Genomic DNA, 25702 nt, shown 5'->3' on the forward strand with positions numbered 1-25702 from the left:
TGCGGTGTCCCGCCGAGGCGGCGCCACTAGTCTGGGCGCATGACGTTCGAGGGCTTTGAGACGCTGGCCATCCACGCTGGTCAAGAGGCCGACGCCGAGACCGGCGCGGTCGTGGTTCCGATCTACCAGACGAGTACCTACCGGCAGGACGGTGTCGGTGGCCTGCGCGGCGGCTACGAGTACAGCCGCTCCGCCAACCCCACCCGCACCGCGCTGGAGGAGTGCGTCGCGGCACTGGAGTCGGGGGCGCGCGGCCTGGCCTTCGCCTCCGGCATGGCGGCGGAGGACACCCTGCTGCGCACCATCGCCAAGCCCGGCGACCATGTGATCATCCCCGGCGACGCCTACGGCGGCACCTACCGGCTGTTCTCCCGGGTGCTGGAGCGCTGGGGCGTCAGCTGGGACGCGGTAGGGCTGTCCGACCCCGCCGCGGTGCGCGCCGCGGTGCGGCCGGAGACGGTCGCCATCTGGGTGGAGACGCCGACGAACCCGCTGCTCAACATCGCCGACATCGCCGCGCTGGCCGACGTCGCCCACGACGCCGGCGCCCTGCTGATCGTCGACAACACCTTCGCCTCGCCCTACCTGCAGCAGCCGATCACCCTGGGGGCGGACGTCGTCGTGCACTCCACCACCAAGTACCTGGGCGGGCACTCCGACGTGGTGGGCGGCGCCCTCGTGGCGGCCGATCCGGAGCTGGCCGAGCGGCTGGCGTTCCACCAGAACGCCATGGGCGCGGTGGCCGGGCCGTTCGACGCCTGGCTGACGCTGCGCGGCGTCAAGACGCTGGCGGTGCGGATGGACCGGCACTGCGCCAACGCCGAACGCGTCGTGGAGGAGCTGACCCGGCACCCCGAGGTGGCGCAGGTGTACTACCCGGGGCTGCCTGACCACCCCGGTTACAAGGTGGCGGTCGAGCAGATGCGAGCCTTCGGGGGCATGGTGTCCTTCCGGGTGCGCGGCGGCGAGGAGCGGGCGCTGCGGGTGTGCGACCGCGCCCGGGTATTCACGCTCGGCGAGTCCCTCGGCGGCGTCGAGTCGCTCATCGAGCACCCGGCCCGGATGACGCACGCCTCCGCGGCAGGGTCGCCGCTGGAGGTCCCGAACGACCTGATCCGGCTGTCGGTGGGCATCGAGTCCGCCGACGACCTCGTGGCCGACCTGCTGCAGGCGCTGGGCGACTGACGGGGCGACGGAGCCCGCCGTGCCGGGCGCGTGGCGGGTCAGTCCATTGGGGTACCTACCCGGAGCCGGTTGCCGTCGGGGTCACGGAGCTCCACCTCCCGGGCCCAGGGTGCCTGCGTGACCGGCAGCCCGAACTCGGCGGCGACCGCTTCCACGTCCGCCACCCGCAGGTAGACCAGGGTGTCGGGCCGGGCGTCGCCGACGTGCTCGGACAGGAACAGCCGCATCGGCCCGCGCGCGACCGCGACGAACGCGGGCAGGCCGGGCTCGAACCGGTGCTCCCACTCTTGGGTGAACCCGAGGCGGGCGTACCACCGGACGGCCGCGGCGGCGTCGCCGACGTGCAGGATCGGGATGACCTCTTCGCGCATGCCGGCCATCCTGCCACCCGGCGGCGACGCCGGAGGTGACCCGATGAGACGGTCAGCCCACCCGGCGCCGGCGGGACAGGAAGTCCTGCACCACGTAGGAGCCGAGCCGATCGGCGTTCGGGCGGACCACCCGGCCGCCGTTGCGGCGGGCCACCTCCTCGACGAACGCCTCCAGGCGCGGGTCGTCGGCGAGCAGGAAGACGTTCAGCGCCGCGCCGCGGCTGGTCATCCGGTCGACCTCGGCCAGGGTGAGCGCGGTGGTCTCCGAAGTCGGCGGCCAGGCGAACTGGGCCGAGCCGTCGCGGGCGAGATGGGCCGTGGGCTCGCCGTCGGTCACGATCAGCACGATGGGGTCGAAGTCGGGGTGCCGGTCCAGGTGCCGGCCCGCCAGCACCAGGGCGTGCTGGAGGTTGGTGCCCTGGACCGGTTCCCACTCCAGCTCGGCCAGCCCGGCGGCCGGCAGCTCCCGTGCGTAGTCGCTGAACCCGATGACCTGCACCGCGTCCTGGGGAAACCGGGTGGTCACCAGCGCGTGCAGCGCCATGGCGGTCTGCTTGGCGGTGCCCCACAGATCGCGCAGCGCCATGGAGTAGGAGAGGTCCACCAGCAGGCACACCGCGGCCGCGTCGTGGCGCTCGGTCTCGACCACCTCGAAGTCGTCGGCACGCAGCCGCAGCCGGCCGTCGGGAGCCCGCCCGCGGGCCGCGGCGTTGCCGAGGGTCCGCACCACGTCGAGAGGCTGTTCGTCGCCGAACCGCCAGGGCCGGGTGGCGCCGGTGGGCTCGCCGGTCTGCCCGGCGCCTTCGGCGGCGTGCTGGCCGAGCCGGCCGCCCGCGGAGTCGGCGAACACCTCGCGCAGCGCGGTCTCACCCAGCCGCCGTACCGCCTTCGGGGTGAGTTCCAGGCGGTTGCGGGTGCCGGTGAGGTAGCCCTGGTCCCGCAGTTCGCGCTCCAGCGCCCGCAGCCGCGCCAGATCGTCCACGGCCGCGCGGCCGAGCGCGCGGCGGACCGCCTCCTCGTCGATGTCGTCCAGGCCGGCGCCCGCGTAGCGCTGGCTCAGCGCGGAGTCGAGGTCGGCGAGGTCGGCGAGCTCCTCCAGCGCGGTGGTGGCGTCGCCCACCCCGAGCCCCTCGGAGCCGTCCATGCGGTCCGTACCCGACCAGGCCAGATCCGGCCGCCGGGACCGCAGTGCGCCGGACAGCCGATCCATGGCGTCGGTGAGACCGGCCTCGGCGGTGGCCTGGGCCATGAGGTCGGCGAGTTCGGCCCGCTGGTCGGGGGTGAGCGAGTTCAGCAGGCGCTGGGCGGCGGCCGACCGGCGGGCGAGTGTGTCGACCAGCTCGGCGAGGTCGCGCGGGTTCTCCGGGAAGAAGTCGCCGTACTCCGCCATGAACCGGTCGAAGTCCGCTTGGGTGTGTTCGCCGCGGTCGTCGGCCGCGAGCATCTCGTTCAGGGCCTCGACCATGGCGCGCACCCGCGCCATGGCCGCCGGGTCGGCGCTCTGCAGCGCCTGTTTCATCCCGCGGAACTGGGCGTCCAGCACCTCGCCGCGCAGCAGGTCGCGCAGCCGCCCGAACGTCTCCCGGGCGGCGTCGGACCGCCACTGGTAGTCGGCGAGCCGGCGCACGGCCGCCGCGGTGTCGGCGGGCAGCGCGTCGAGCTCGGACTCCCGCAGCCGCGCGTCGTCGGACGGATCGGGGAAGAGCGCGGCGCGCTCCTGGCCCACCGCCCGGTCCAGCAGCGCCCGCGCCTCCCGCAGGGTGCCGTCGAGTCGGCCCTGACCGCGCAGCAGGTCGCGCCGCTCCCGGACCTGCCGGAGCAGGTCGTCCAGGCCGGAGATGCCCTGCGTGCCGCGCCGCAGCAGGTCGCGCAGCGCCCGCAGCGGCTTGGCACCGGCCAGTACCGAGCGGCCCAGCTCGTCCAGGGCGGCGCGGACGTCGTAGGGCGGCGCCAGCGGGTCAGGGCCCTCCTGGTACTCGCCGTAGCGGAAGCCGCTCATCCCGGTGCCTCCTTGCTCTCCGCGGGCCGTCCCCGCCCGGGTCAGGTGCGGTAGACGGTGCGGTCGTCGACGGTGTCCTTGGAGAGCCGCCGGTTGAGGTACAGCCCCTCCAGGGCGAACTCCAGCGCGGAGGCGGCGTACCCGGCGGTCTCACCCGGGTCGTCGTCCTCGGGGGCGACGCGGGCGACGAGCTCGGCGAGACCGGGCACCGGGCCCACCCGCCGGAGCAGTTCGGCGCCGCTGACCAGCTCGCCGGACTCCACCGTGGCGCCCTCGGCGAAGCGGTCGATGAGGGGCCCGAGGTCGACCCCGCCCAGGGTGTGCCGGAACGTCTCGGCGGTGGCGCGGCGCAGCAGGTGGGAAAGGATCTCGACCTCGCGGCCCTCCTCGCCCACCTCGAACTCGACCTTGCCGCGCAGCGTCTCGACGACCGGCGCGAGGTCGCACACCCGCGCCACCGGCCGTTCCTCGGCCACCAGCGCGGCCCGCCGGGCGGCGGAGGCGGCGGTGGTCTCGATGGCCGCGAGCGCGAACCGGGCCGAGACTCCCGAACGGTCGTCGACCGAGGAGGAGGCCCGGACCAGCCGGGTGAACCGGGCGACGACCTCGACCAGGTAGCGGGGGACCACGGGGCCGCCGTCCAGCCGTGCCTCCTGGGCGACCAGCGCGATCTCGGAGTCGAGCTCCAGCGGGTAGTGGGTGCGGATCTCCGCCCCGAAGCGGTCCTTCAGCGGGGTGATGATACGGCCCCGGTTGGTGTAGTCCTCGGGGTTGGCGCTGGCGACCAGCAGCACGTCCAGGGGGAGCCGCAGCGCGTAGCCGCGGATCTGGACGTCGCGCTCCTCAAGGACGTTGAGCAGCGCCACCTGGATGCGCGCGGCGAGGTCGGGGAGCTCATTGAGGCAGAAGACGCCACGGTTGGCCCGTGGCACCAGCCCGTAGTGGACGGTCTCGGGATCGCCCAGGCTGCGCCCCTCGGCCAGCCGGACCGGGTCGACGTCGCCGATGAGATCGCCGACGCTGGTGTCGGGCGTGGCGAGCTTCTCGCCGTAGCGGTCCTCGCGGTGCCGCCAGGCGACCGGGAGGTCGGGCCCGGCCTCGGCGGCGAGCCGGCGGCAGCGCACGCAGACCGGGGCGTAGGGGTGGTCGTTGATCGGGCACCCTTCGACCACCGGGCTCCACTCGTCGAGCAGCCCGGCGATGGTGCGGATCAGGCGGGTCTTGCCCTGACCGCGCTCGCCCAGCAGCACGATGTCGTGCCCGGCCAGCAGCGCCCGCTCCAGGTGCGGCAGCACCGTGGAATCGAAGCCGACGATGCCGGGGAAGCGCTCCTCACCGGCGCGCATGCGGGCCAGCAGGTTCTCGCGAACCTCGGCCTTGATCGAACGGTGGACGTGGCCGGAGGCCCGCAGCGCCGAAAGGGTCGCGGGACGGCCGCCGGAGTCGGTCGGGTGTGCGGAGTCGGCAGACACGGGACGAGTCTATGCAGCGGGCGGCCCGGCGCCAGTGGTCCGCGTCACCCCTGTGGACGGAGCCTTGAGCGCGACGCCTGCGTGGCCGGGAACGTGGAAGATGTCTGCGTGGCCGGGAACGTGGAAGATGTCTGCGTGGCCGGGAACGTGGAAGGCGCCTGCGCGGCCGGGAACGCGGAATACCCCAGGAGCAGGCAGGTTTAGTTCGAGCGGTGAGGAGTATGGTCCGGGTAGAGATGGCAGCGGTACGGCGCGGTGTGGAGGAGGCGGCGAGTGGCCAGGTTCGGCGACGCTCTGGCGACGGGCGCTGACCTCGTGAGCGCGGCCGAGCGGGCGGCGCTGTGCGCGCTGGAACCGCTCGGTGGTCCGGCGGACCTGGTGTGCGTCTTCGTGGCGGGCAGCGACCCCGAGGAGGTGGCCCTGGCGGGCGAGCGCGTCATGGCGCTGGCCGGTGACGCCGTCACCATCGGGTGCAGTTGCACGGGTGTCATCGGCGGTGGCCGCGGCGTCGAGGGGCGGGGTGCGGTGAGCGTGTGGGCCGCCGTCCTGCCCGATGTCCGGATCACCCCGTTCGAGCTGGAGGCGCTTCCCGAGGAGGACCACCTCGCCGTCGTGGGGATGCCCGAGCCGGAGCCGGACGACCGTCTGGCGCTGCTGTTCGCCAACCCCTACGACTTCCCGGCGCACTCCTTCGTCCGGCGCTCCGCCGCTGCGCTGGGCGGGCTCCCCCTGGTCGGCGGGCTGGCCGACGGCATGGGCGGGCGGGAGTCCGTGCGGCTGTTCGCCGACGGCCGGACGGCGGCCGGCGGAGCCGTCGGGGTACTGCTCGCCGGCTCCGGGGTGGCCGGCACGGTGGTCAGCCAGGGCTGCCGGCCGATCGGGCCGTCCATGGCCGTGACCAAGGTCGAGGGACAGGAGCTGCTGGAACTCGCCGGAACACCGGCGTACCAGAAACTGGAGCAGATCCTGCACGCGCTGACCCCGGCCGAGCAGGAGCTGCTGGCCGACGGGCTGCACATCGGGGTCGCCATGGACGAGTACGCCGACCACCACGAGCGCGGCGACTTCCTGATCCGCGGTCTCATCAGTGCCGATCCCGAACGCGGCTCGCTGACGATCGGCGACGTGGTGGAGGTCGGCCAGACGGTGCGGTTCCAGGTCCGTGACACCGACGCCGCCGACACCGACCTGCTGGAACGGCTGCGCGCGTTCGGTGAGGAGACCGAGGGCGGCACGGCCGGGGCGCTGCTGTTCTCGTGCAACGGGCGTGGCGCCGCCATGTTCGAGAACGCGGACCATGATGTGCGGTCGGTCCGGGAGACCCTGGGCATCGACGCCGTGACCGGTTTCTTCGCCGCGGGCGAGATCGGCCCGGTGGCCGGCCGCAACCACGTGCACGGCTTCACGGCCTGCCTGGTCGCCTTCGGCGGCTGACCCGGCGCCGGTCCCCGGATCCGGCGGCTCCCCCCTTCCACGGCCCGGCCGTTCGCCGCCCTCGCACGTCACCACGGCGCGTGACCGGCGATGGCCGGTCACGCGCGGGACTCTCCGTCCGGTTCGGCACGATAACCCGATAGTTCCGGCAAGGCGCACGATTCGCCGTGTGTCCGGCGCGTCGCCTTCGTTACTTCTTGTCACTATGTGATTACTATCTGTGGTGATTGGGGCCATAGGGGGTTTTCACGGTGTTGCAGGGACAATCACACGTCTGGATGAGAATCGGGGCGGCGGCCGCGCTCGGCATGCTGTTCCTCACCACGCTGCCGTCCGGCCGCGAGCCGGCCGCGGCGGCGGGCGTACCGCAGCGAGGCGGGACGGGGTGGATCCACGAGGACCTGGCGACGGCCACGCGCAGCAACGTGCTGCTCGACGCGAGCGGCCTGCGGGCCGCCGGTGCGGCGCGGCTCCCGATGGCGGCGTCGGTGCGGGGCGTCCGCGCGGTGCCCGGTGGCATCGCGCTCTTCCCGGCGCACGACCTCGCCCGGTCGGCGGGTGCCCTCCAGGTCGCGGTCGCCGGAACGGCCACCCGCGGCGACCTCGTCGTGGAGGCCCGCGGGCAGCGCCCCGACGGGGTGTGGACCGAGTGGCGCGAGGCCGCGGACGCCACCGCCGGGGACGGTGACCGGATCGAGCTGCCCGACGTCGTGTCCCGGGTGCAGTTGCGGGTCGGGTTCACCCCGGAGGCCGCCGACGGCCCGGCGCGGGTCAGCGGTGTCCGCTTCCGGCCGCTGGACGGTGCCGCGGAACGCCGGGAGCGGCCCGGCAAGCCGTATTCCGCGCGGCTGTACGCGACCCGCATCGGCCTGGTCGGCGCGCGGACCGCCAACGGGCACGTCATCCGCACCGCCGATCACTTCGTCGCCCTGCCGTCCCGGCGCGGGCTGGCCGCGCGTGGCAGCGGGGACTACACGGTGCGGGTGTGCGCCGAGAAACGGTGCGCCTACGTGCCCGTCTGGGACGTGGGGCCGTGGAACATCAAGGACGACCACTGGAACGCGGGACGCGAGATGTGGACGGACCTCCCGCACGGCAGGCCGCAGGCGCAGGCCGCGCACGAGGAGGGCTACAACCGCGGACTGGACGGCTTCGGGCGGCGGGTGCGCAACCCGGCCGGGATCGACCTCGCCGACGGCACCTACCGCGAAGCCCTGAAACTGCGTGACAACGGATGGGTGGACGTCGACTACCTGTGGACCGCCGACTACGCGCACCCGGCGGAGGTGGGGACCCGCAGCAAGCGGCACCCGCTCATCGTGCGCTCCGGGCCGGCCACCACGTTCGACCATGTGGGACTGGCCGCGCACTCCGCCCGGGTGGACGTCTCCTGCCGCGCCGCCGGCCAGGAGGTCGACGGCCCGTTCGGCCGCACCGACGAGTGGCTGAAGATCGGCCGGCGCAACTTCATCCCGGCCGCCTACGCCCGGGGCGGCACGGAGGCGCCGCGGTGCGCGAAGCGGTGGAAGCTGGCGCAGTCCTCGGCGGGCTCCGGCGGCGCTCCGGCCGCCGAGTCCCTCGTCGAGGCCGTGCCTGGCTCGGGCGGCTGACGGCGCGCCCCGAGCGGCCGGAGCGCGGTCAGCCGCGGATGACGATCGTGCCGCACGCCCGGTCGTGCAGCGCCTGACCGCGCTCGGGGGCGAACGCGAGCCACAGCATCCCGGCCAGCACGAACAGGTGGCCGATGCACACGAGCGACTGCGGCAGCCCGAACAGCGCCGCGCGCCCGGCCGCCTGGCCCTGGCCGAGGCGGCCGCCGTCGGCGCGGCGCACGACCTTGATCGACAGCAGGCGCTTGCCCGGCGTGCGGCCGGCCCCCGCGTGGAACAGCCAGTCGTAGCAGAACTGCAGGCCGCCCCAGCCGAACACGAAGAGGAAGGCCCACAGTTCGTAGAACTCGTCGGTGAAGTTCTGCTCGGCCGCGTCGGGGTTGGCGAAGGTCAGAAAGAGGATCACCACGACGAAGAACATGACGGCGAGGAAGCCGACGATCACGTAGTCGATCACCCGTGCGGCCAGCCGCCGCCCGAACCCGGCGAACTCCGGACCGGGGGCCGGAGTGGGGGAGCCGGCCGGCCAGGCGGCCGGCGGGGGCTGCTGCGGACCGTACGGTGGCTGGTGGGGCCAGGGAGGGTAGTTCACCCCAGCATTATGGCCGGATCACCGGAACAAGCGGACGGTCCCGGCAAAGCGGGCGTGAACCGTCCGCGTCCGGTCGTTCTCCGCTCCCGGCGACCCGCTGGACCGCCCGCCCTGTCTGTGCTGGAAAAGCCGTGATCCGCTCGCCGAATGGTGCGATATTGAGTACCACTTTGAAGGAGGGGCGATCGCGATCACCGCGTCCGAGGCTGGCAAGAACCTTTTTCTACTCATAGAGCAGGTCAACGACGACCGCGCGCCCGTGGAGATCACCTCGCGCAGGGGCGACGCCGTGCTGATCTCGCGCGAGGACTACGAGGCGCTGGAGGAGACCGCGCACCTGCTGCGCGCCCCGGCCAACGCGCGCCGCCTGCTGGAGAGCCTGGCCCAGGCTCAGCGCGGCCCCATCAGCCCTCTGGCTGCGCAACGCGGAAGGGGTGGCCCGTGGCCACCCCTTCCGCGTCGACGCTTCGGGGGCTACGCCGCCCCGTAGGGGACGGCGTCGATGATCTCCACCGTGAGGCTGCGGCCGTTGGGGAGGGTGTAGGTCGCCTTCTCTCCGGCCTTCTTACCGTTGATGGCGCTGCCCAGCGGGGACTTGGGCGAGTACACGTCGATCGGCGCGCCACTCTCCTCACGGGAGGCGAGCAGGAAGGTGACCTCGTCGTCGTCGCCCTCGAACTTGACCGTGACGGTCATCCCCGGGCCGACGACTCCCTCACTGCGCGGGGCCTCGCCGACGCGGGCGTTGTTCAGAATCTGCTGCAGCTGGACGATCCGGGCCTCGATCTTGCCCTGCTCCTCCTTGGCGGCGTGGTAGCCGCCGTTCTCCCGAAGGTCGCCCTCCTCCCGCGCGGCTTCGATCCGGTCGGCGATCTCGATGCGACCAGGCCCCGACAGGTGCTCCAGCTCCGCTGTGAGCCGGTCGTACGCCTCCTGGGTGAGCCAGGTGACGTTGTCATCGCGGGTCTCGGTCACGGGAACTCCCTTGGTGCGTCGAGGAACTGCGTTGCCTACCGAACGCAGCTGAACTTACGAGATTAGCACCGAGCCGTTCCGGCAGGTCGGCCGCAAGATCCGGCCGCCGGGGCCGTCAGCCCGCCGTGGCGGCGGAAGAGACGGAGACGGTCGGGGGAGGGCCACCATGCCGGATCGTGTCGCGGCCGGCGCGGTCGGGCGGGGAACGGACGGGGGATCTACTGCACGGGTTCGCTCTGTGAGCCTTGTTCCCTGCAGGAGGTCACTTCTACCGCCGATGCCTCACGAACCGTCTCGATCCGCGCGTGCACATCCTGGACCCCGGCCTCGACCGGCACCTCGGTCTGCCCCACCTGGACGTGCCGCGCATCGCGCGCGCTCACCAGACACAGCGCCGGCTCCCGGCTGTTCACCTGGAAGCTGATCGACGCCTCGGAACCGGAGTTCACCCGCCACGCCACCACCTGGTAGCTGGGCTGGTTGACGCCGCCGCTGTAGCTCATCAGCGCGAAGCCCCACCCGACGGTGAACACGGCGGCCACGACGATGCCCATGAGGAAGAACACAGGCCGGTTCCCGAGTCGCCGTCGGCCGCCGGAGGCCGGCGCGGCGGCGTCGGACGGCACGTCAGTGGGCTTCGAGGACATGCGGGAATCTCCGAACGTGAGAGCGCTGTTGTCTAAGATAGCTCTGTCCTGAGAGGCTCCCGCTCCGCCCCCACGCCCTGCCCCGCCCGGGGTGTGTCTCCACGTCAGCGCCAGAGCGGTCGTTGTCTGCTTTTCGCCACTACGAAGAGGACTTGCCAGTTGTCCGAGCGCCTGCGCCTGATGGCCGTTCACGCCCACCCCGACGACGAGTCCAGCAAGGGCGCGGCCACCATGGTGCGCTACGCCAACGAGAACGCCGAAGTGCTGGTCGTCACACTCACCGGAGGCGAGCGCGGCTCCATCCTCAACCCGGCAATGGACCGGCCCGAAATCCGGGAGAACATCGCCGAGGTCCGCCGCAAGGAGATGGCCGCCGCCCGCGAGATCCTCGGAGTCCACCAGGAGTTCGCCGGTTTCGTCGACTCCGGGCTCCCCGAGGGCGACCCGCTGCCCCCGCTGCCGGAGGGCTGCTTCGCGCTGCAGCCCCTGGAGGTCGCCAGCGAGCCCCTCGTCCGCTCCATGCGTTCCTTCCGCCCGCACGTCGTCATCACCTACGACGAGCAGGGCGGCTACCCCCACCCCGACCACATCATGTGCCACAAGGTCTCCGTGGAGGCGTTCGAGGCGGCCGGCGACCCCGACCGCTACCCCGGCACCGGAGACCCGTGGCAGCCCCTCAAGCTCTACTACCACGTCTCCTTCACCCTGGACCGGTTCGAGCGCATCGCGGCCCTGCTCGACGAGCGCGGGCTGGCCAACCCCTACGCGGAGTGGATGGAGCGCATGAAGGAGCGCGACTACCCGCAGTGGGAGATCACCACCCGGATCGTCTGCGACGAGTACTTCGAGACCCGCGACCGCGCGCTCATCGCGCACGCGACCCAGATCGACCCCAACGGCATCTGGTTCGCCGTCCCCCTGGACATCCAGCGCGAGGCGTGGCCCACCGAGGACTACCACCTGGCGCGCTCCCTGGTCGACACCGAACTCCCCGAGGACGACCTCTTCGCGGGCGTCCGCGAGTCAGTGAGAACATGAGGCCATGACCGCCGCAGTTGTGCTCGCCGACTCCCAGGTCGCCGCCGACACCGTCACCCCCGGGGTGCTCGGCTTCCTCGCCTGTGCCTTCGTCGGCTTCGCCCTGTACTTCCTGATGAAGAACATGCGCAAGCAGATGGCCCGGATCGACTTCGACGAGGGCCCGGCCGAGTCCGGTGACGGCAGGGCCGCCGCCCGGCCGGCCGCCTCCGGTGCCGCGGCCGAGGCCGGCCACCACGACGGCGCGTCGCCGGCCGACGGCGACGGCCGAGGTCCGGCCTGACCCCACGGTCCCGGACCCGCCCGCCGTGTGACAACGGGCGGGTCCGGGGCAGAGTGGAGGCATGCCCAACCGTCTGGCCGACTCCACCAGTCCCTATCTACTCCAGCACGCGGACAACCCCGTCGACTGGCATCCGTGGGGTGACGACGCCTTCGCCGAGGCTCGGCGGCGCGACGTCCCCGTGCTGCTGTCCGTCGGTTACGCGGCCTGCCACTGGTGCCACGTCATGGCCCACGAGTCGTTCGAGGATCCGGCCACCGCGGAGCTGATGAACGCCGGGTTCGTCAACGTCAAGGTGGACCGCGAGGAGCGGCCCGACGTCGACGCCGTCTACATGGAGGCCACCCAGGCCATGACCGGCCAGGGCGGCTGGCCGATGACGTGCTTCCTCACCCCCGACGGCGCGCCCTTCTACTGCGGTACGTACTTCCCCCGTGAGCACTTCCAGCGACTGCTGGCCGGGATCGGGGAGGTGTGGCGGCGCGACCGCGCCGCGGTCGTCGGCCAGGGGCGCAGGCTCGTCGAGGCGCTCACCGCGCCGCGGCGGCTGGGCGGGACGGCGGCTCCGGGCCCGGACGACCTCGCCGCGGCCGTGCGTGCGCTCGCGGCCGAGCACGACGACGCCGAGGGCGGATTCGGCGGCGCGCCGAAGTTCCCGCCGTCCATGGTGCTGGAGTTCCTGCTGCGGCACCACGCGCGCACGTCCGGCGCGGACGCGGAACCGGGCGACGGGTCCACCGGCGCGACCGCGCTGCGGATGGCCCGGCGCACCGCCGAGGCCATGGCCCGCGGCGGGATCTACGACCAGATCGGCGGCGGATTCGCCCGCTACTCGGTCGACGCCCACTGGACGGTGCCGCACTTCGAGAAGATGCTCTACGACAACGCGCTGCTGCTGCGCGGCTACACGCACCTGTGGCGGTCGACCGGCGACCGGATGGCCCGGCGCGTGGCCCTCGACACCGCCGACTGGCTGGTGGCCGACCTGCGCACCGCCGAGGGCGGCTTCGCCTCCGCGCTGGACGCCGACAGCGAGGGGGAGGAGGGGCGGTACTACGTCTGGACCCCCGCCCAGCTCCGCGATGTCCTGGGCGAGGAGGACGGGGACTGGGCCGCCGCGCTGTTCGGCGTGACCGAGGCCGGGACGTTCGAGCACGGCAGCTCCGTCCTTCGGCTGCTCGGCGATCCGGACCGGCCCGGGGCACCGGACGCGGTGGACCCCGAGCGGTACACGTGCGTGCGCACCGAGCTGCTTGCGGCCCGCGCCCGGCGGGTGCCGCCGGCCCGCGACGACAAGGTCGTGGCCGCGTGGAACGGGCTGGCCATCGCCGGACTCGCCGAGGCGGGGGCGCTGCTCGACCGGCCCGACCTGGTGCACCGCGCCCGTGAGGCCGCCCGCCTGATCGTGGACGTGCACCTGACCGGCGACCGGCTGCTGCGGACCTCCCGCAACGGTGCGGCCGGAACCAGCGCCGGTGTGCTGGAGGACTACGGCGACGTCGCCGAAGGGCTGCTCACCCTGCACGCGGTCACCGGCGAAGCCGAGTGGGTGGCCGTCGCCGGGCGGCTGCTCGGCACCGTGCTGGACCGCTTCGCCGACGGGCGCGGCGGCTTCTACGACACCGCCGACGACGCCGAGGCGCTGGTGAACCGGCCGCAGGACCCCACCGATAACGCCGCACCGTCCGGCCGGTCGGCCGCCGCGGGGGCGCTGCTGTCGTACGCCGCCCTCACCGGGTCCGCCCGGCACCGGGCGGCGGCCGAAGCGGCCCTGGGCCCGGCGGCGCGGCTCGCCGCCGCCGCTCCGCGGTTCGCGGGCTGGGGCCTTGCGGTGGCCGAGGCGGTGGCGGCCGGACCGCTGGAGATCGCCGTCGTGGGGCCGTCCGACGACCCGGAGGCGGCGGCGCTGCACCGCGCGGCACTGTCGGCCACCGCTCCGGGCACGGTCGTCAGCCGCGGCGACGGCATCCACGATGGCGGCATCGGCCTGCTGCGGGACCGGCCGCTGCTGAACGGCCGGCCGGCCGGCTACGTGTGCCGCGGCTTCAGCTGCCGGCTGCCGGTGACCACACCGGACGGGCTCCGCGCGGAGATCGCCGCGGGGTGACACCCGTGTGTCCGCAGTGCGCAGATCGTCCCGCGAAAAGCGCGAAGTGAACCACTCGGTGGGGGTTGGGCGTGTATAACGCGGAAGACCCGACATCGTGAGGGAGTTCCCAGTCGTGCTGAACACCGACAGCCCCAGCGACCGCGTTCAGGTCCGCCTGCCCGTCCCCGCCGCCCGCACCACGGCCACCCATCCCCTCGACGACCTGGTCGGGCGGGCCCGCGACGGCGACCGGGCCGCGCTCACCGACCTGACCCGGCGGATCCAGCCCGAGGTGCTGCGGCGCTGCTCCCGGTTCCTGCCCTACCCGCAGGACGCCGAGGAGGCGTGCCGCCGGGCGCTGGACTCGGTGGCCCGCGACATCGGCGGCTACCGCGGCGATTCGCTCTTCACCACGTGGCTGTATACGGTGGTGTCGGACTCGGCGCGGCAGACCTACCGATCGTTGAAGAGCCGGTCGGCGGAGCTGACCGCCGAGGCGGAACGCATCCCACAGCAGCGTGACCCCCGTACCACAAGCGTCACCGCCGGTTCACGCGTCGGCCTGCTGGAAGCACTCGACCAGCTCGAACGCAGCCGCCCCCACCTGGTGGCCCCCCTGGTCCTGCGGGACCTCTGCCAGATGGACTACGGCGAGATCGCGGCGGAACTCGACCTCGATCCCGGGACAGTGCGGTCCCGCATCCACGAGGCCCGCAAGCACGTGCGCAGGTCGCTTGCTGTGTCGTAAGCGCGTGAGCCCTGGCGGGCTCGAAGAGTCGACATCGGCGAAAGGTAACGTCCCATGGGGCTGCGATACCCCCTCTACTGGCTCTACGAGCGTCGGCTGGAACGCAAACTCGGCAGCTACGAGATCCCGCGCCACGTCGGGGTCATCCTGGACGGTAACCGCAGGTGGGCGCGGACCAGCGGGCTGGCCAACATCAACCGCGGCCACCAGGCCGGAGCGGAGAAGATCTTCGAGCTGCTCAACTGGTGCAACGAGGTCGGCGTCCAGGTGGTCACCATGTGGCTGCTGTCCACCGACAACCTCAGCCGCCCCAAAGAGGAGCTCGAACCGCTGCTGCGGATCATCGAGGAGACCGTCGTCCGGCTGCGCCGGGAGGGCTGGCACGTCAACCCCATGGGCGCGCTCGACCTGCTCCCCGATGCCACCGCCCGCGTGCTGAAGGAGGCCGGGACCGCCACCGCCGACCAGCCCGGACTGATCGTGAACGTCGCGGTGGGCTACGGCGGGCGGCGCGAGATCGCCGACGCGGTCCGCTCGCTGCTCCTCGCCGAGGCCGCGAAGGGGACCACCATCGCCGAGCTCGCCGAGCGCCTCGACCTGGAGCACATCGCCGAGCACCTGTACACCCGCGGCCAGCCCGACCCCGACCTGCTCATCCGGACCTCCGGGGAGCAGCGGCTCTCGGGCTTCCTGCTCTGGCAGAGCGCGCACTCGGAGTTCTACTTCTGCGAAGTCTTCTGGCCGGCGTTCCGCAAGGTGGACTTCCTGCGTGCCCTGCGGTCCTACGGAGTGCGCAACCGGCGATACGGAACGTGATCACGAGCGCGTCCGTGCCGGGGTTCCACCACGGACCGTGATCGCTTAACGGCCCGTTCACAAGGTGTGCCACCTGGGGGTCTTGCTCATTTGCGTGAGCCGGGTACCGTCGATACCGGTGGATGGTGCGCATCCGTCCACCCGGGAGGCCCCGACTCATTGACGGTCCTGGATTTTCAGGAACTCAACATGACGAGGGCCGGTCCCGGCCCTCACGGGGCTGGTCCCGGTCCTTGGATTCCCGTGAGTCTAGGGCGCCCCGAGGCGTCCAGGGGGAGAACGAGTGGCTAGTTCCTCGACCCACCGCCGCGACCTGCCGACCGCCGCTGTCTCCGCCGATCCGAACGATCGGCGGACGTATGTGCTGGACACCAGTGTCCTCCTCGCCGACCCCATGTCGATCACCCGCTTCGCGGAGCACGAGGTCGTGCTGCCGATCGTGGTCGTCACGGAGCTGGAGAGCAAGCGGCATCACCCCGAACTCGGCTACTTCGCCCGGGAGGCGCTGCGCAAGCTCGACGACCTGCGGGTGGCGTTCGGCGGTCTGGACGCCGCCGTACCGGTCAACGACGAGGGCGGCACGCTGCGGGTGGAACTCAACCACAGCGACCCGCAGGTGCTGCCGGCGGGGTTCCGGCTCGGGGACAACGACACGCGGATCCTGACCGTGGCGCGCACCCTGGCGACGGACGGCCACGACGTCGTCCTGGTCAGCAAGGACCTGCCGTTGCGGATCAAGGCGGCCTCGATCGGGCTCGCGGCCGACGAGTACCGCGCGGAACTCGCCATCGAGCACGGCTGGACCGGGATGGCCGAGCTGGAGGTTCCGGCGCACGAGGTGCAGGCCCTCTTCGACGGCGGCACCGCCGACATCGAGGCGGCCCGCGACCTGCCGTGCCACACCGGGCTCGTGCTGGTGTCCGAGCGCGGCAAGGCGCTCGGGCGGGTGCTGCCCGACAAGTCGGTCAAGGTGGTGCGCGGCGACCGTGAGGTCTTCGGGCTGCACGGGCGCAGCGCCGAGCAGCGCATCGCGCTGGACCTGCTCACCGACCCCGACGTCGGCATCGTCTCGCTGGGCGGACGGGCCGGCACCGGCAAGTCGGCGCTCGCGCTGTGCGCCGGGCTGGAGGCGGTGCTGGAGCGGCGCCAGCACCGCAAGGTCGTGGTCTTCCGGCCGCTGTACGCGGTGGGCGGCCAGGATCTCGGATACCTGCCGGGCAGCGAGTACGAGAAGATGACCCCCTGGTCCCAGGCCGTGCACGACACGCTCTCGGCGCTGACCACCCAGGACGTCATCGACGAGGTGGTCGACCGCGGGATGCTGGAGGTCCTGCCGCTGACCCACATCCGGGGCCGCTCGCTGCACGACTCGTTCGTCATCGTGGACGAGGCCCAGTCGCTGGAGCGCGGTGTGCTGCTCACGGTGCTGTCGCGGCTCGGCGAGAACTCTCGCGTGGTCCTGACCCACGACGTCGCCCAGCGCGACAACCTGCGCGTCGGCCGCTACGACGGCGTGGTCGCGGTCATCGAGAAGCTCAAGGGACACCCGCTCTTCTCCCACATCACGCTGACCCGGTCCGAGCGCTCGCCGATCGCCGCGCTCGTCACGGAGATGCTGGAGGGCTGAGCAGACGGAAGGTGGGCCCCGCCGTCCGGCGGGGCCCACGTCCGTGCCCGGCGGCCGCACTGTTCACCCCCGATTCGGGCCCAGTTGGGATCCGGTACGCGGCTCCTCGGTAGAACCGGCTAGATCACCGTCCCCGCCATCCCCGACCAGGCGTTAGGAGTCCCCGTGACCGAGACAGCCGAGCCGTCCGCCCCGAACCTGACCCGGCGGACCCTGCTGCGAGCCGGAGCCGTGGGGCTCGGCGCCGCGGCCGCCACCGGTTTCGCCGGCGCCCCCGCGCTGGCCCGCGGCAAGGACCGTCCCGTCCTCACCCACGGCATCCAGCTCGGCGACCCCCGCAGCGATGGCGCCGTGATCTGGACCCGTGCCGACCGCGCCGCGCGCATGGTGGTCGAGGTGTCCAGCCGTCCCGACTTCCGGCGATCCCGCACGATCCGCGGGCCGGAGCTGACCCCCGCGAGCGACGGCACCGGCAAGGTGCGCATCACCGGCCTGCCCGCGGGCCAGCAGGTGTACCTGCGGGTGCACGCCGAGGCCGACCGCGTCGCCGGCGAGGTGGTCGAGGGGCGATTCCGCACCACCGGCCGTGGCGGCGAGCCGGTCCGGTTCGTGTGGTCGGGGGACGTCGCCGGACAGGGGTGGGGGATCAACCCGGAGTTCGGCGGCATGCGGATCTTCGACGCGATGGCCGAGCGCGACCCGGACTTCTTCCTGCACAGCGGCGACTCCGTCTACGCCGACGGCCCGCTGACCGAGTCGGTCACCCTGCCCGACGGCCGGGTCTGGCGCAACATCGTCACCGAGGAGAAGTCCAAGGTGGCCGAGACGCTCGCGGAGTTCCGCGGGCAGTACGCGTACAACCTGACCGATGACGCCCTGCGGGCGTTCTCCGCGCGCGTGCCGCAGATCGTGCAGTGGGACGACCACGAGGTCACCAACAACTGGTTCCCGGGCGAGACGCTGCCGGAGGGGCCCTACACCGAGCGCGACGTCGACGTGCTCACCCGCCGGGCGCAGCGGGCCTTCCACGAGTGGCAGCCGATCCTGCCGCGGGAGACGGTCGACGGCAAGATCTACCGGCGGATCTCCTACGGTCCGGACCTCGACGTGTTCGTCATCGACATGCGCACCTACCGTGACCCGAACTCCGACGGGACCGCGGAGTACGAGCGCATCCTCGGCGAGCGCCAGGCGCGCTGGCTGGTGAACTCCATCGCGGCCTCCAAGGCCACCTGGAAGGTCGTGGCCTCCGACATGCCGATCGGCCTGATCGTGCCGGACGGCAGCGCCATCGAGGCCGTCGCCAACGGCCGGCCGGGCGCGCCGGCCGGCCGCGAGGCGGAGATCCAGTGGGTGCTGCACGCCCTGCACCGCCGTGGTGTCAAGGACGTCGTGTGGCTGACGGCGGACGTGCACTACACGGCCGCGCACCACTACTCGCCGGACCGTGCGAGCAGCCAGGAGTTCGAGCCGTTCTGGGAGTTCGTGTCCGGCCCGCTGCACGCCGGCGCGTTCGGCCCCAACGAACTCGACCCGACCTTCGGTCCGGAGGCGGTGTTCGTCAACGCGCCCCCGCGGGCGAACACCTCGCCGATGGAGGGCTTCCAGCACTTCGGCGAGGTGGAGATCGACCCGGAGAGCAAGCGGTTCACCGTCGACCTGCGCGACATCGACGGCCGCTCGCTGTGGCGGAAGTCGCTGGCCCCGGCCGGCCGCTGACCGCGCCCCGCAGGCCCGGCCTCCACCACTGCCCGCGCCCGTGCGGCACCCGCCGCACGGGCGCCGGCGTGTCGAGGGCACCCCGGCCGGCCGCGTGGCCCAGGAGCCGCCGGAGGGGTCTATGGCGTTTTGCGTGGTCAGCGGTATTTCGGGGCTTTTACGGACCGTGATGTGATTTACGGCATATCAAAATGGGTGTTACGGGTCCGTGATCTTGCGGCATGGTGGGTCCCGATCTGAAAGACCCCCATCGCGCGGCGGCCCCCTGTCGACGGCCCCAACAGCCGCGTGTGCGGATCTCCAGCGACGCAGGCGGCCAGCGTCCGCCCACCTTCACCCGCCCGTCGCGTTCCTGACCTGTGTGAGACCGGGGGTGCGGTCGACCGCGCGCGTCGCTGGGTGCGCGACTGGCGGAAGGGCACTTCTTGCTACTCAACCGGATTTCCCTGCGGGTCGCCACGGCGGTCGGCTCGGCCGCGATGGTGGCCGGCGCCACCTTCGCCGTCTCCGCGTTCGCCGACGACACCGGGGAGCCCGACACCACACCGGCCGCGGCCCGGCCCACACCGGCCGCGGACGAGCCGGAGGAGCCGTTCTTCCCCGAGACCGACCAGACCAGCCCCGAAGAGCGCGAGGCCCAGCTCGCGGAAGCGCAGGACCGGCGGGAGCAGGCGCTCACCGCGGCCTTCGCCCAGGGGACCGGCTCGGTCGAGGAGGAGGAGAAGGAGGAGGAGCCGGAGGAGTCCGACGGCGGCTCCGGCTCCGCCCCGGCCCCCACCGGCGACCCCAAGGACATCGCCAGGGCGATGCTCGCCGACTTCGGCTGGGGCGAGGACCAGTTCAGTGGTTGCCTGGAGCCGCTCTGGGAGAAGGAGAGCAACTGGAACCCGAGCGCCCAGAACCCCAGTTCCGGCGCCTACGGGATCCCGCAGGCGCTCCCGGGGGACAAGATGGCGACCGCCGGCTCGGACTGGCGGACCAACCCGGCCACCCAGATCGAGTGGGGGCTCGGCTACATCGAGGACCGCTACGGCTCGCCCTGCGAGGCGTGGGCGCACTCCCAGGCGAACGGCTGGTACTGAGGCCGGCACGCCGCCCGGCCCCGCGAACGACGACGGCCGGCGCCCCGGAAGGGGCGCCGGCCGTCGGAGCGTGCGGGCCGGTTACCCGCGGTCGGAGTTCGTCATCGACAGCACGTCGAGGGCGTCGTCCAGCTCCGCCTCGGTGAGCTTGCCGTCGGCGACGTAGCCGCGGTCGATGACGACCTCGCGGATCGTCCGCCGCTCGGCCAGCGCCTGCTTGGCCACCTTGGCCGCCTCCTCATAGCCGATGTAGCGGTTCAGCGGCGTCACGATGGACGGCGAGGACTCCGCGTACTCACGGCAGCGCTCCACGTTGGCCTCGATGCCCGAGACGCACCGGTCGGCGAACACCCGGGAGACGTTCGCGAGCAGCCGGATCGACTCCAGCACGTTGCGGGCGATCAGCGGCAGCTGAACGTTCAGCTCGAAATTGCCGGACGAGCCGCCGAACGCGACCGCGGCATCATTGCCGACCACCTGCGACGCCACCTGGAGCATCGCCTCGCACAGCACCGGGTTGACCTTGCCCGGCATGATCGAGGAGCCCGGCTGCAGGTCGGGCAGGAAGATCTCCGTGAGCCCCGTGCGCGGGCCCGAGCCCATCCAGCGGATGTCGTTGGCGATCTTGACGTAGCCGACCGCGATCGTCCGCAGCTGCCCGGAGAGCTCGACCAGCCCGTCGCGCGCGCCCTGCGCCTCGAAGTGGTCGCGGGCCTCGGTCAGCGGCAGACCGGTGGCCCGCGCGACCTCGGCGATCACCCGCGGCGCGAAGCCCTCCGGGGTGTTGATGCCGGTACCGACGGCCGTACCGCCCAGCGGAAGCTCCGCCACCCGCGGCAGGGTCGCGCGCAGCCGCTCCACGCCGTAGCGCACCTGCGCCGCGTACCCCGCGAACTCCTGGCCCAGGGTCACCGGCGTGGCGTCCATCAGGTGGGTGCGCCCGCTCTTGACGACGGTCGCGAACTCCGCCGCCTTCGCCTCCAGCGCCCCGGCCAGGTGCTCCAGCGCCGGGATCAGATCATTGACCACCGCCGAGGTGGCCGCGATGTGGATCGACGACGGGAACACGTCGTTGGAGGACTGCGAGGCGTTCACGTGGTCGTTCGGGTGCACCGGCCGGCCCAGCCGGTCCGACGCCAGGGTCGCCACGACCTCGTTGGTGTTCATGTTGCTCGACGTGCCCGAACCCGTCTGGAACACGTCGATCGGGAAGTGCTCGTTCCACCGGCCCTCGGCGACCTCCAGGGCCGCCTCGCGGACCGCCTCGGCCACGTCGCCGTCGAGCACCCCCAGCTCGGCGTTGACCTTCGCCGCCGCGGCCTTGATGTGGCCGAGCGCCGCGATGTGCGCGTGCTCCAGACCCTGGCCCGAGATCGGGAAGTTCTGCACCGCGCGCTGGGTCTGCGCCCGCCACTTCGCCTCGACGGGGACCTGCACCTCGCCCATCGAGTCGTGCTCGACGCGGAATTCACTCATTGCTGAAAGACACCTCCAGGGAACCTGGTCCAAGACTGCCAGATGGCGGCCGGAGCCGCTGTCGGCACCCCGACCTGCCACGCGGCGCCATGGCGCGGGCGCTATTCGAGCTCCCGCCGTCGGCGGCCCCACCACGGCAGCCGGCGGCGCGGTGAGGTCACCCGCACCGCGCCGAACAGCGTGAATCCGTCCACCTCCAGCACGGGGGCGTCCCGCAGCCGGGACGGCCGGGTCGAGTCGGATCGCAGACCGAGGAACGACCGGCCGCGCATCCGCACCCGCACGCCCTCGGGCACCCGCACCTCGATCCGGCCGAACACGGCGGAGGCGTCCAGCCGGACGCGATCGCGCATCAGCAGGGCGTCCGTCAGATCGATCCGCGCCGTGCCGAGCAGCGCGAACGCCGCCTGCCGGCGCGGCACGACCCAGCGGCCGGTCCGCGACTCACCGCGCAGCAACGCCAGGACCGGCGCGGAGACCAGCCGGACCGGCTGCCGATCGGCGGGCAGCAGGTCGGCCGTGAGCGGCGCGAGGTCGCCGAGCACCCGGGCCCGGTGCGCCAGGTCGGATCGCTCGGTGAACTCGCCGAGATCGAGGCGGCCGTCCTCGGCCGCCGCGCGCAGTACCGCGAGCACCCGGTCCCGGTCACGGTCCGACGCTCGCAGCAGCTCCGGTTGCACTTCCTCGACCACACGGTCACGGTACCCAGCGCGGCCGGCGGTCACCGCCGCGCTTCGAAGATCCCAAACCGCTGGCGGCGTTCGCGCCGTCCCCGTAGGTTGATGCCATGTCCTCCTCGCGGCTGGAAGAGTCCACTGACATGCCCCGAAGTGACACTCCCCCCGCGATATCACTGCGTGGGGTGGTGAAGCGCTACGGGCCGCTGACCGCGGTCGACGGCCTCGATCTGGAGGTGTCGGCCGGCACCGTGCTGGGGCTGCTCGGGCCGAACGGCGCCGGCAAGTCCACCACCATGCGGCTGCTCACCGGGCAGAGCCGCGCGGACAGCGGCGAGATCTCCGTGCTCGGCCACCCCCTCCCACGCGAGTCCAAACGCGCCCGCGCGGCCATGGGGGTCGTCCCGCAGCACGACAACCTGGACGAGGAGCTGACCGTCCGCGAGAACCTCGCGGTGTTCGCGCACCTCTACCGGGTGCCGCGCGCCGAGCGGCCGGCGGCGGTGGAGCGGGCGCTGCGCATCGCCCACCTCACCGACCGGCGGGACACCCGGACCGACCGGTTGTCCGGAGGCATGCGGCGCCGGCTGCTCATCGCCCGAGGGCTGGTGCACCGGCCGCGGCTGGTGCTGCTCGACGAGCCCACCGTCGGCCTGGACCCGCAGATCCGGCAGGAGCTGTGGGGGCTCATCAGCTCGCTGCGGGAGGACGGGGTGACGGTGCTGATGTCCACGCACTACATCGAGGAGGCGGAGCGGCTCTCCGACGAGGTGGCGCTCATGGCCCGGGGACGGGTGGTCACCCGGGGCCGGCCCGCCGACCTGATCGCCCGCTACGCCGGAGGCTCGGTCGAGGAGTTCCCGATCCGGGCGGCCGGTGCCACGGCGACGGTCGAGGTGCTCCGCACGGCCGGGTTCCCGACCCGGCAGACCGGCGCCACCCTGTCGGTGCTCCGCGCCGAAGGACTGCCCGCGTCGCTGCGCGACCGGCTCGGGGAAGGGCGGCCGCGGGCCGCCACACTGGAGGACGTGTTCGTGACTCTCACGGGGGAGCGGGTGGAATGACCGGTCCGGGAACGGCGGACCCGGCGGGCCGCACCGGAGCGAAGGAACCGGGCCGGTTCGAGTTCGCACCGGTCGCCGGGGTGCTCGTGCGGGAGTGGGCGCTGTTCCGGCGCAGCTGGGGGCCGACCACGTTCGCGGCCGTGGTGGAGCCGGTCGTCTACCTGCTCGCCTTCGGGTTCGGGCTCGGCTCACTGGTCGGCGCCGTCGGCGGCTACGACTACATCCAGTTCATCGGCACCGGCATCGTCGCGATGTCCGTGCTGTTCAGCTCGATGTTCCCCGGCCTGATCGACACCTACGTGCGCCGGGTCTTCCGGCACTACTACGAGGGCATGCTGGCCGCGCCGGTCGACGTGCGCGAGCTGGTCACCGCCGAGGCCACGTGGATCGCCCTCAAGGCCGGTGGCTACGCCTGCGCGCCGCTGCTCGTCGCCATGGGCTTCGGCCTGCCCCCACGGCCGACCATGCTGCTGGTCCCGCTGATCACGCTGGTCACCGCGTTCGGCTTCGCGCTGCTGGGGATCTGGCTGTCGGCGGTCGTCCCGTCGATGAAGACCATGGACTACATCATCTCGGGGCTCATCACCCCGCTGTTCCTCGTCGCCGGCACGTTCTTCCCGCTGGACAACCTGCCGGCCTGGGCACAGAACATCGCGGCGCTGAACCCCCTGTACCACTGCGTGGAACTGGTGCGCAGCGCCGCGTTCGGCCTGCGGCCCGCGGCCGACCTCGGCCACCTGGCCGCCATCCTGGCGTTCGCCGCGATCGTATGGTGCCTGGCGGTCTTCCAGATGCGACGCAAACTGATCGACTGATCTCTCCGGGCCCGTCAGCTCGCGGACTTGAAGTCGATCCCGCTGTAGGTGGCCAGCTTGCTGAGCCGGTGCTCGCTGCGGACCTTGCGGATGGTGCCGCTGCGACCGCGCATCACCAGGGAGTCGGTGATCGCGCCGCCCGCCTCGTAGCGGACCCCGCCCACCAGTTCGCCGTCGGTGATGCCGGTCGCGGCGAAGAACACGTCGTCGGAGGAGACCAGGTCGTCCGTGGTCAGCACCCGGGACAGGTCGTGGCCGGCCGCCTCCGCGCGGGCCCGCTCAGCGTCGTCCTGCGGCCACAGCCGGCCCTGGATCACACCGCCGAGGCACTTGAGCGCGCAGGCCGCGATGATGCCCTCGGGCGTGCCGCCGATGCCCAGCAGCAGGTCCACGCCGGTGCCGGCCCGGGCGGCCATGATGGCGCCGGCGACGTCGCCGTCGGTGATGAACTTGATCCGTGCTCCGGTCGCTCGGATCTCCCGCACGATGTCGGCGTGCCGCGGCCGGTCCAGGATCACCACGGTGACGTCCTGCGGGCTGCCGCCCTTGGCCGCCGCCACCGCTCGCACGTTGTCGGCGACCGGGGCCGTGATGTCCACCGCGTCCGCGGCGGCCGGTCCGGTGACCAGCTTCTCCATGTAGAACACCGCCGACGGGTCGAACATCGACCCGGCGGGGCTGACCGCGATCACCGAGACCGCGTTGCTCATTCCCATCGCGGTCAGCCGGGTGCCGTCGATCGGGTCGACCGCCACGTCGCACTCGGGGCCGCCACCGTCGCCGACCCGCTCGCCGTTGTACAGCATCGGGGCGTTGTCCTTCTCACCCTCGCCGATCACCACGGTGCCGGTCATCGAGACGGTGTTGATCAGGTGCCGCATCCCGCGCACGGCCGCTCCGTCGGCGCCGTTCTTGTCGCCCCGGCCGACCCAGCGCGCGGCGGCGAGTGCGGCCGCCTCGGTGACCCGGACGAGTTCGAGGGCGAGGTTGCGGTCGGGAGCGTCGGCGGGAGTCGGCACGGGCGCGGTGGGAGTGGTCATCTTCAGCCTTTCGAACGACGGCTCGACTGCGCTCGCCTGGTGGGTCACGGGCGCGACTCTGCGCCACCCGGCCGCCCGCGGCGGCTGCGTCCAGGTTAGCCAGCTGGCGTACCCTCGACCCGAGCCGCCCCGGTCACGGGCGAGCCGGGGGACGAGGCCACGGGGAGGAGCGCGGTGGACGCGGAACGGCCGGAGCACACGGAGGACCCCGGGATCACAGCGGACCCGGCGGGCGTGGGGGACCCGGACGGCGCCGAGCGGACGGTGCGCGTGTCACCGCGCGGCACGGCCACCCGCCGGGCGCTGCTGGACGCCGCGGAGCGCGTCTTCCGGACGGTGGGGTTCGACCGGGCCGGGGTCAGCGAGGTGGTCGCCGAGGCCGGCGCCAGCGTCGGCAGCCTCTACCACCACTTCACCGGCAAGGCCGACCTGTTCACGGCCCTGTACGCCGAGTTCCAGCGCCGCCAGCAGCAGCGCACCCGCGACGCGGCGGCCCGCGCCCGTGCGGCGGGTGAGACGGATCCCACACGGCTCATGAACACGGCCGCGCGCGCCTACCTGGAGGGCTGCATCGAGGAGCGCGAGACCGCGTGGCTGTTCTTCAGCGGTGACGGCCCGCCCGGCTTCGACGCGGCCATGCGCGACGAGCTGCGCGCGTGGACCGACCGCAACGTGGCGCTGTTCCGCAAGGCCGACGAGCCGGTCGACGAGGCGCTGCTCATGGTGGTGAGCGGCGCCATGCTGGTCGCCGTGGGCGAGGTCGTGCGACGCGACGACCACGACGCCGCGCGCCGGCTCGCCGACGATGTGATCGAGATCCTGGGCGGCCTGGAACGGGCCCGCAGGCCACCCCGGCCGGAACGCCCACCGTGGCTGCGGCAAGCTGGTCACGATGAGCAGACCGACTGACGCGCACCGCGCCCCGGCGACCCCGGGCGGTGCC

The 25702-nt window shown here is 72.7% G+C and carries 24 protein-coding genes; 15 read left to right on the forward strand and 9 right to left on the reverse strand.

The features are described from left to right. The first annotated feature begins 39 nt into the window (after nt 1-39). Nucleotides 40-1185 (forward strand): cystathionine gamma-synthase, encoded by a 1146-nt coding sequence (locus tag ACFQRF_RS03230; RefSeq protein WP_379868635.1) that lies wholly within the window; start codon nt 40-42, stop codon nt 1183-1185. Between the two features lie 38 nt (nt 1186-1223). On the opposite strand, the gene ACFQRF_RS03235 is transcribed toward ACFQRF_RS03230, so the two are convergent. From ACFQRF_RS03235 to ACFQRF_RS03245, 3 genes are read right to left on the reverse strand one after another with little or no spacing between them, the layout of a single operon-like run. Then, a complete protein-coding gene (locus ACFQRF_RS03235) occupies nt 1224-1556 on the reverse strand; it encodes a glyoxalase superfamily protein (protein WP_379868637.1) in 333 nt (110 codons plus the stop codon). Nucleotides 1557-1608: 52 nt separating this feature from the next. Further along, on the reverse strand, nt 1609-3555 hold the full coding sequence (locus tag ACFQRF_RS03240; protein ID WP_379868638.1) for a hypothetical protein: 1947 nt from the start codon (nt 3553-3555) through the stop codon (nt 1609-1611). A gap of 41 nt (nt 3556-3596) precedes the next feature. Continuing rightward, complete coding sequence (locus ACFQRF_RS03245) at nt 3597-5027, reverse strand: ATP-binding protein (RefSeq protein ID WP_379868640.1); 1431 nt, start codon at nt 5025-5027, stop codon at nt 3597-3599. A gap of 273 nt (nt 5028-5300) precedes the next feature. Here ACFQRF_RS03245 and ACFQRF_RS03250 point away from each other — a divergent pair, with 273 nt between their 5' ends. Further along, on the forward strand, nt 5301-6461 hold the full coding sequence (locus tag ACFQRF_RS03250; RefSeq protein ID WP_379868642.1) for an FIST signal transduction protein: 1161 nt from the start codon (nt 5301-5303) through the stop codon (nt 6459-6461). 278 nt (nt 6462-6739) lie between these two features. Then, nucleotides 6740-8071 (forward strand): hypothetical protein, encoded by a 1332-nt coding sequence (locus ACFQRF_RS03255; RefSeq protein ID WP_379868644.1) that lies wholly within the window; start codon nt 6740-6742, stop codon nt 8069-8071. 28 nt (nt 8072-8099) lie between these two features. On the opposite strand, the gene ACFQRF_RS03260 is transcribed toward ACFQRF_RS03255, so the two are convergent. Next, nucleotides 8100-8663: an RDD family protein gene (locus ACFQRF_RS03260; protein ID WP_379868645.1), complete on the reverse strand. Its 564-nt coding sequence runs from the start codon at nt 8661-8663 to the stop codon at nt 8100-8102. Between the two features lie 190 nt (nt 8664-8853). Between ACFQRF_RS03260 and ACFQRF_RS03265 the strand changes: the two genes are divergently transcribed. Then, nucleotides 8854-9153: a type II toxin-antitoxin system Phd/YefM family antitoxin gene (locus ACFQRF_RS03265; RefSeq protein ID WP_379869026.1), complete on the forward strand. Its 300-nt coding sequence runs from the start codon at nt 8854-8856 to the stop codon at nt 9151-9153. Here ACFQRF_RS03265 and greA read toward each other — a convergent pair. Both greA and ACFQRF_RS03275 read right to left on the reverse strand, forming a co-directional pair. Further along, a complete protein-coding gene (greA, locus tag ACFQRF_RS03270; RefSeq protein ID WP_379868647.1) occupies nt 9138-9638 on the reverse strand; it encodes a transcription elongation factor GreA in 501 nt (166 codons plus the stop codon). The genes ACFQRF_RS03265 and greA overlap by 16 nt on opposite strands. Before the next feature lie 218 nt (nt 9639-9856). Beyond that, on the reverse strand, nt 9857-10285 hold the full coding sequence (locus ACFQRF_RS03275) for a DUF4307 domain-containing protein (protein WP_379868649.1): 429 nt from the start codon (nt 10283-10285) through the stop codon (nt 9857-9859). A 159-nt stretch (nt 10286-10444) separates the two neighbouring features. On the opposite strand from ACFQRF_RS03275, the gene mca reads away from it, so the two are divergent. The 8 genes from mca (at nt 10445) to ACFQRF_RS03315 (ending at nt 19687) form a co-directional block, all read left to right on the forward strand. Then, nucleotides 10445-11323: a mycothiol conjugate amidase Mca gene (mca, locus tag ACFQRF_RS03280; protein WP_379868650.1), complete on the forward strand. Its 879-nt coding sequence runs from the start codon at nt 10445-10447 to the stop codon at nt 11321-11323. A 4-nt stretch (nt 11324-11327) separates the two neighbouring features. Further along, a complete protein-coding gene (locus ACFQRF_RS03285) occupies nt 11328-11606 on the forward strand; it encodes a hypothetical protein (protein ID WP_379868652.1) in 279 nt (92 codons plus the stop codon). 61 nt (nt 11607-11667) lie between these two features. Then, nucleotides 11668-13713 carry a thioredoxin domain-containing protein gene (locus tag ACFQRF_RS03290; RefSeq protein WP_379868653.1) on the forward strand — a complete coding sequence of 682 codons (2046 nt, stop codon included), beginning with the start codon at nt 11668-11670 and terminating at the stop codon, nt 13711-13713. A gap of 157 nt (nt 13714-13870) precedes the next feature. Continuing rightward, on the forward strand, nt 13871-14443 hold the full coding sequence (locus ACFQRF_RS03295; protein ID WP_379869028.1) for an RNA polymerase sigma factor: 573 nt from the start codon (nt 13871-13873) through the stop codon (nt 14441-14443). Nucleotides 14444-14497: 54 nt separating this feature from the next. Next, on the forward strand, nt 14498-15259 hold the full coding sequence (locus ACFQRF_RS03300; protein ID WP_379868655.1) for an isoprenyl transferase: 762 nt from the start codon (nt 14498-14500) through the stop codon (nt 15257-15259). 361 nt (nt 15260-15620) lie between these two features. Next, on the forward strand, nt 15621-16886 hold the full coding sequence (locus ACFQRF_RS03305; protein WP_379869030.1) for a PhoH family protein: 1266 nt from the start codon (nt 15621-15623) through the stop codon (nt 16884-16886). Between the two features lie 165 nt (nt 16887-17051). Continuing rightward, the gene (locus ACFQRF_RS03310) at nt 17052-18605 is read left to right on the forward strand and encodes an alkaline phosphatase D family protein (RefSeq protein WP_379868656.1); all 1554 of its coding nucleotides are present in this window, start codon (nt 17052-17054) and stop codon (nt 18603-18605) included. Between the two features lie 425 nt (nt 18606-19030). Beyond that, nucleotides 19031-19687: an aggregation-promoting factor C-terminal-like domain-containing protein gene (locus ACFQRF_RS03315; RefSeq protein WP_379868658.1), complete on the forward strand. Its 657-nt coding sequence runs from the start codon at nt 19031-19033 to the stop codon at nt 19685-19687. 81 nt (nt 19688-19768) lie between these two features. Here the strand turns inward: ACFQRF_RS03315 and ACFQRF_RS03320 are convergent, their stop codons facing one another. Together ACFQRF_RS03320 and ACFQRF_RS03325 are read right to left on the reverse strand one after the other, a co-directional pair. Beyond that, nucleotides 19769-21163 (reverse strand): class II fumarate hydratase, encoded by a 1395-nt coding sequence (locus ACFQRF_RS03320; protein WP_379868659.1) that lies wholly within the window; start codon nt 21161-21163, stop codon nt 19769-19771. Nucleotides 21164-21264: 101 nt separating this feature from the next. Beyond that, nucleotides 21265-21855: a DUF1707 SHOCT-like domain-containing protein gene (locus ACFQRF_RS03325; protein ID WP_379868661.1), complete on the reverse strand. Its 591-nt coding sequence runs from the start codon at nt 21853-21855 to the stop codon at nt 21265-21267. A gap of 128 nt (nt 21856-21983) precedes the next feature. On the opposite strand from ACFQRF_RS03325, the gene ACFQRF_RS03330 reads away from it, so the two are divergent. Next, nucleotides 21984-22904, forward strand: coding sequence for an ABC transporter ATP-binding protein (locus ACFQRF_RS03330; RefSeq protein WP_379868662.1), 921 nt, complete (start codon nt 21984-21986; stop codon nt 22902-22904). Beyond that, a complete protein-coding gene (locus ACFQRF_RS03335) occupies nt 22901-23719 on the forward strand; it encodes an ABC transporter permease (protein ID WP_379868663.1) in 819 nt (272 codons plus the stop codon). The genes ACFQRF_RS03330 and ACFQRF_RS03335 overlap by 4 nt, the downstream gene beginning before the upstream one ends. A 14-nt stretch (nt 23720-23733) precedes the next feature. Here ACFQRF_RS03335 and glpX read toward each other — a convergent pair whose 3' ends face one another. Further along, nucleotides 23734-24759 (reverse strand): class II fructose-bisphosphatase, encoded by a 1026-nt coding sequence (gene glpX, locus ACFQRF_RS03340; RefSeq protein WP_379868665.1) that lies wholly within the window; start codon nt 24757-24759, stop codon nt 23734-23736. A gap of 264 nt (nt 24760-25023) precedes the next feature. Between glpX and ACFQRF_RS03345 the strand changes: the two genes are divergently transcribed. Next, a complete protein-coding gene (locus tag ACFQRF_RS03345) occupies nt 25024-25668 on the forward strand; it encodes a TetR/AcrR family transcriptional regulator (RefSeq protein ID WP_379869031.1) in 645 nt (214 codons plus the stop codon). Nucleotides 25669-25702 lie beyond the last annotated feature (34 nt).

The organism is Marinactinospora rubrisoli, assembly GCF_042664915.1.
GTDB lineage: Bacteria > Actinomycetota > Actinomycetes > Streptosporangiales > Streptosporangiaceae > Marinitenerispora > Marinitenerispora rubrisoli.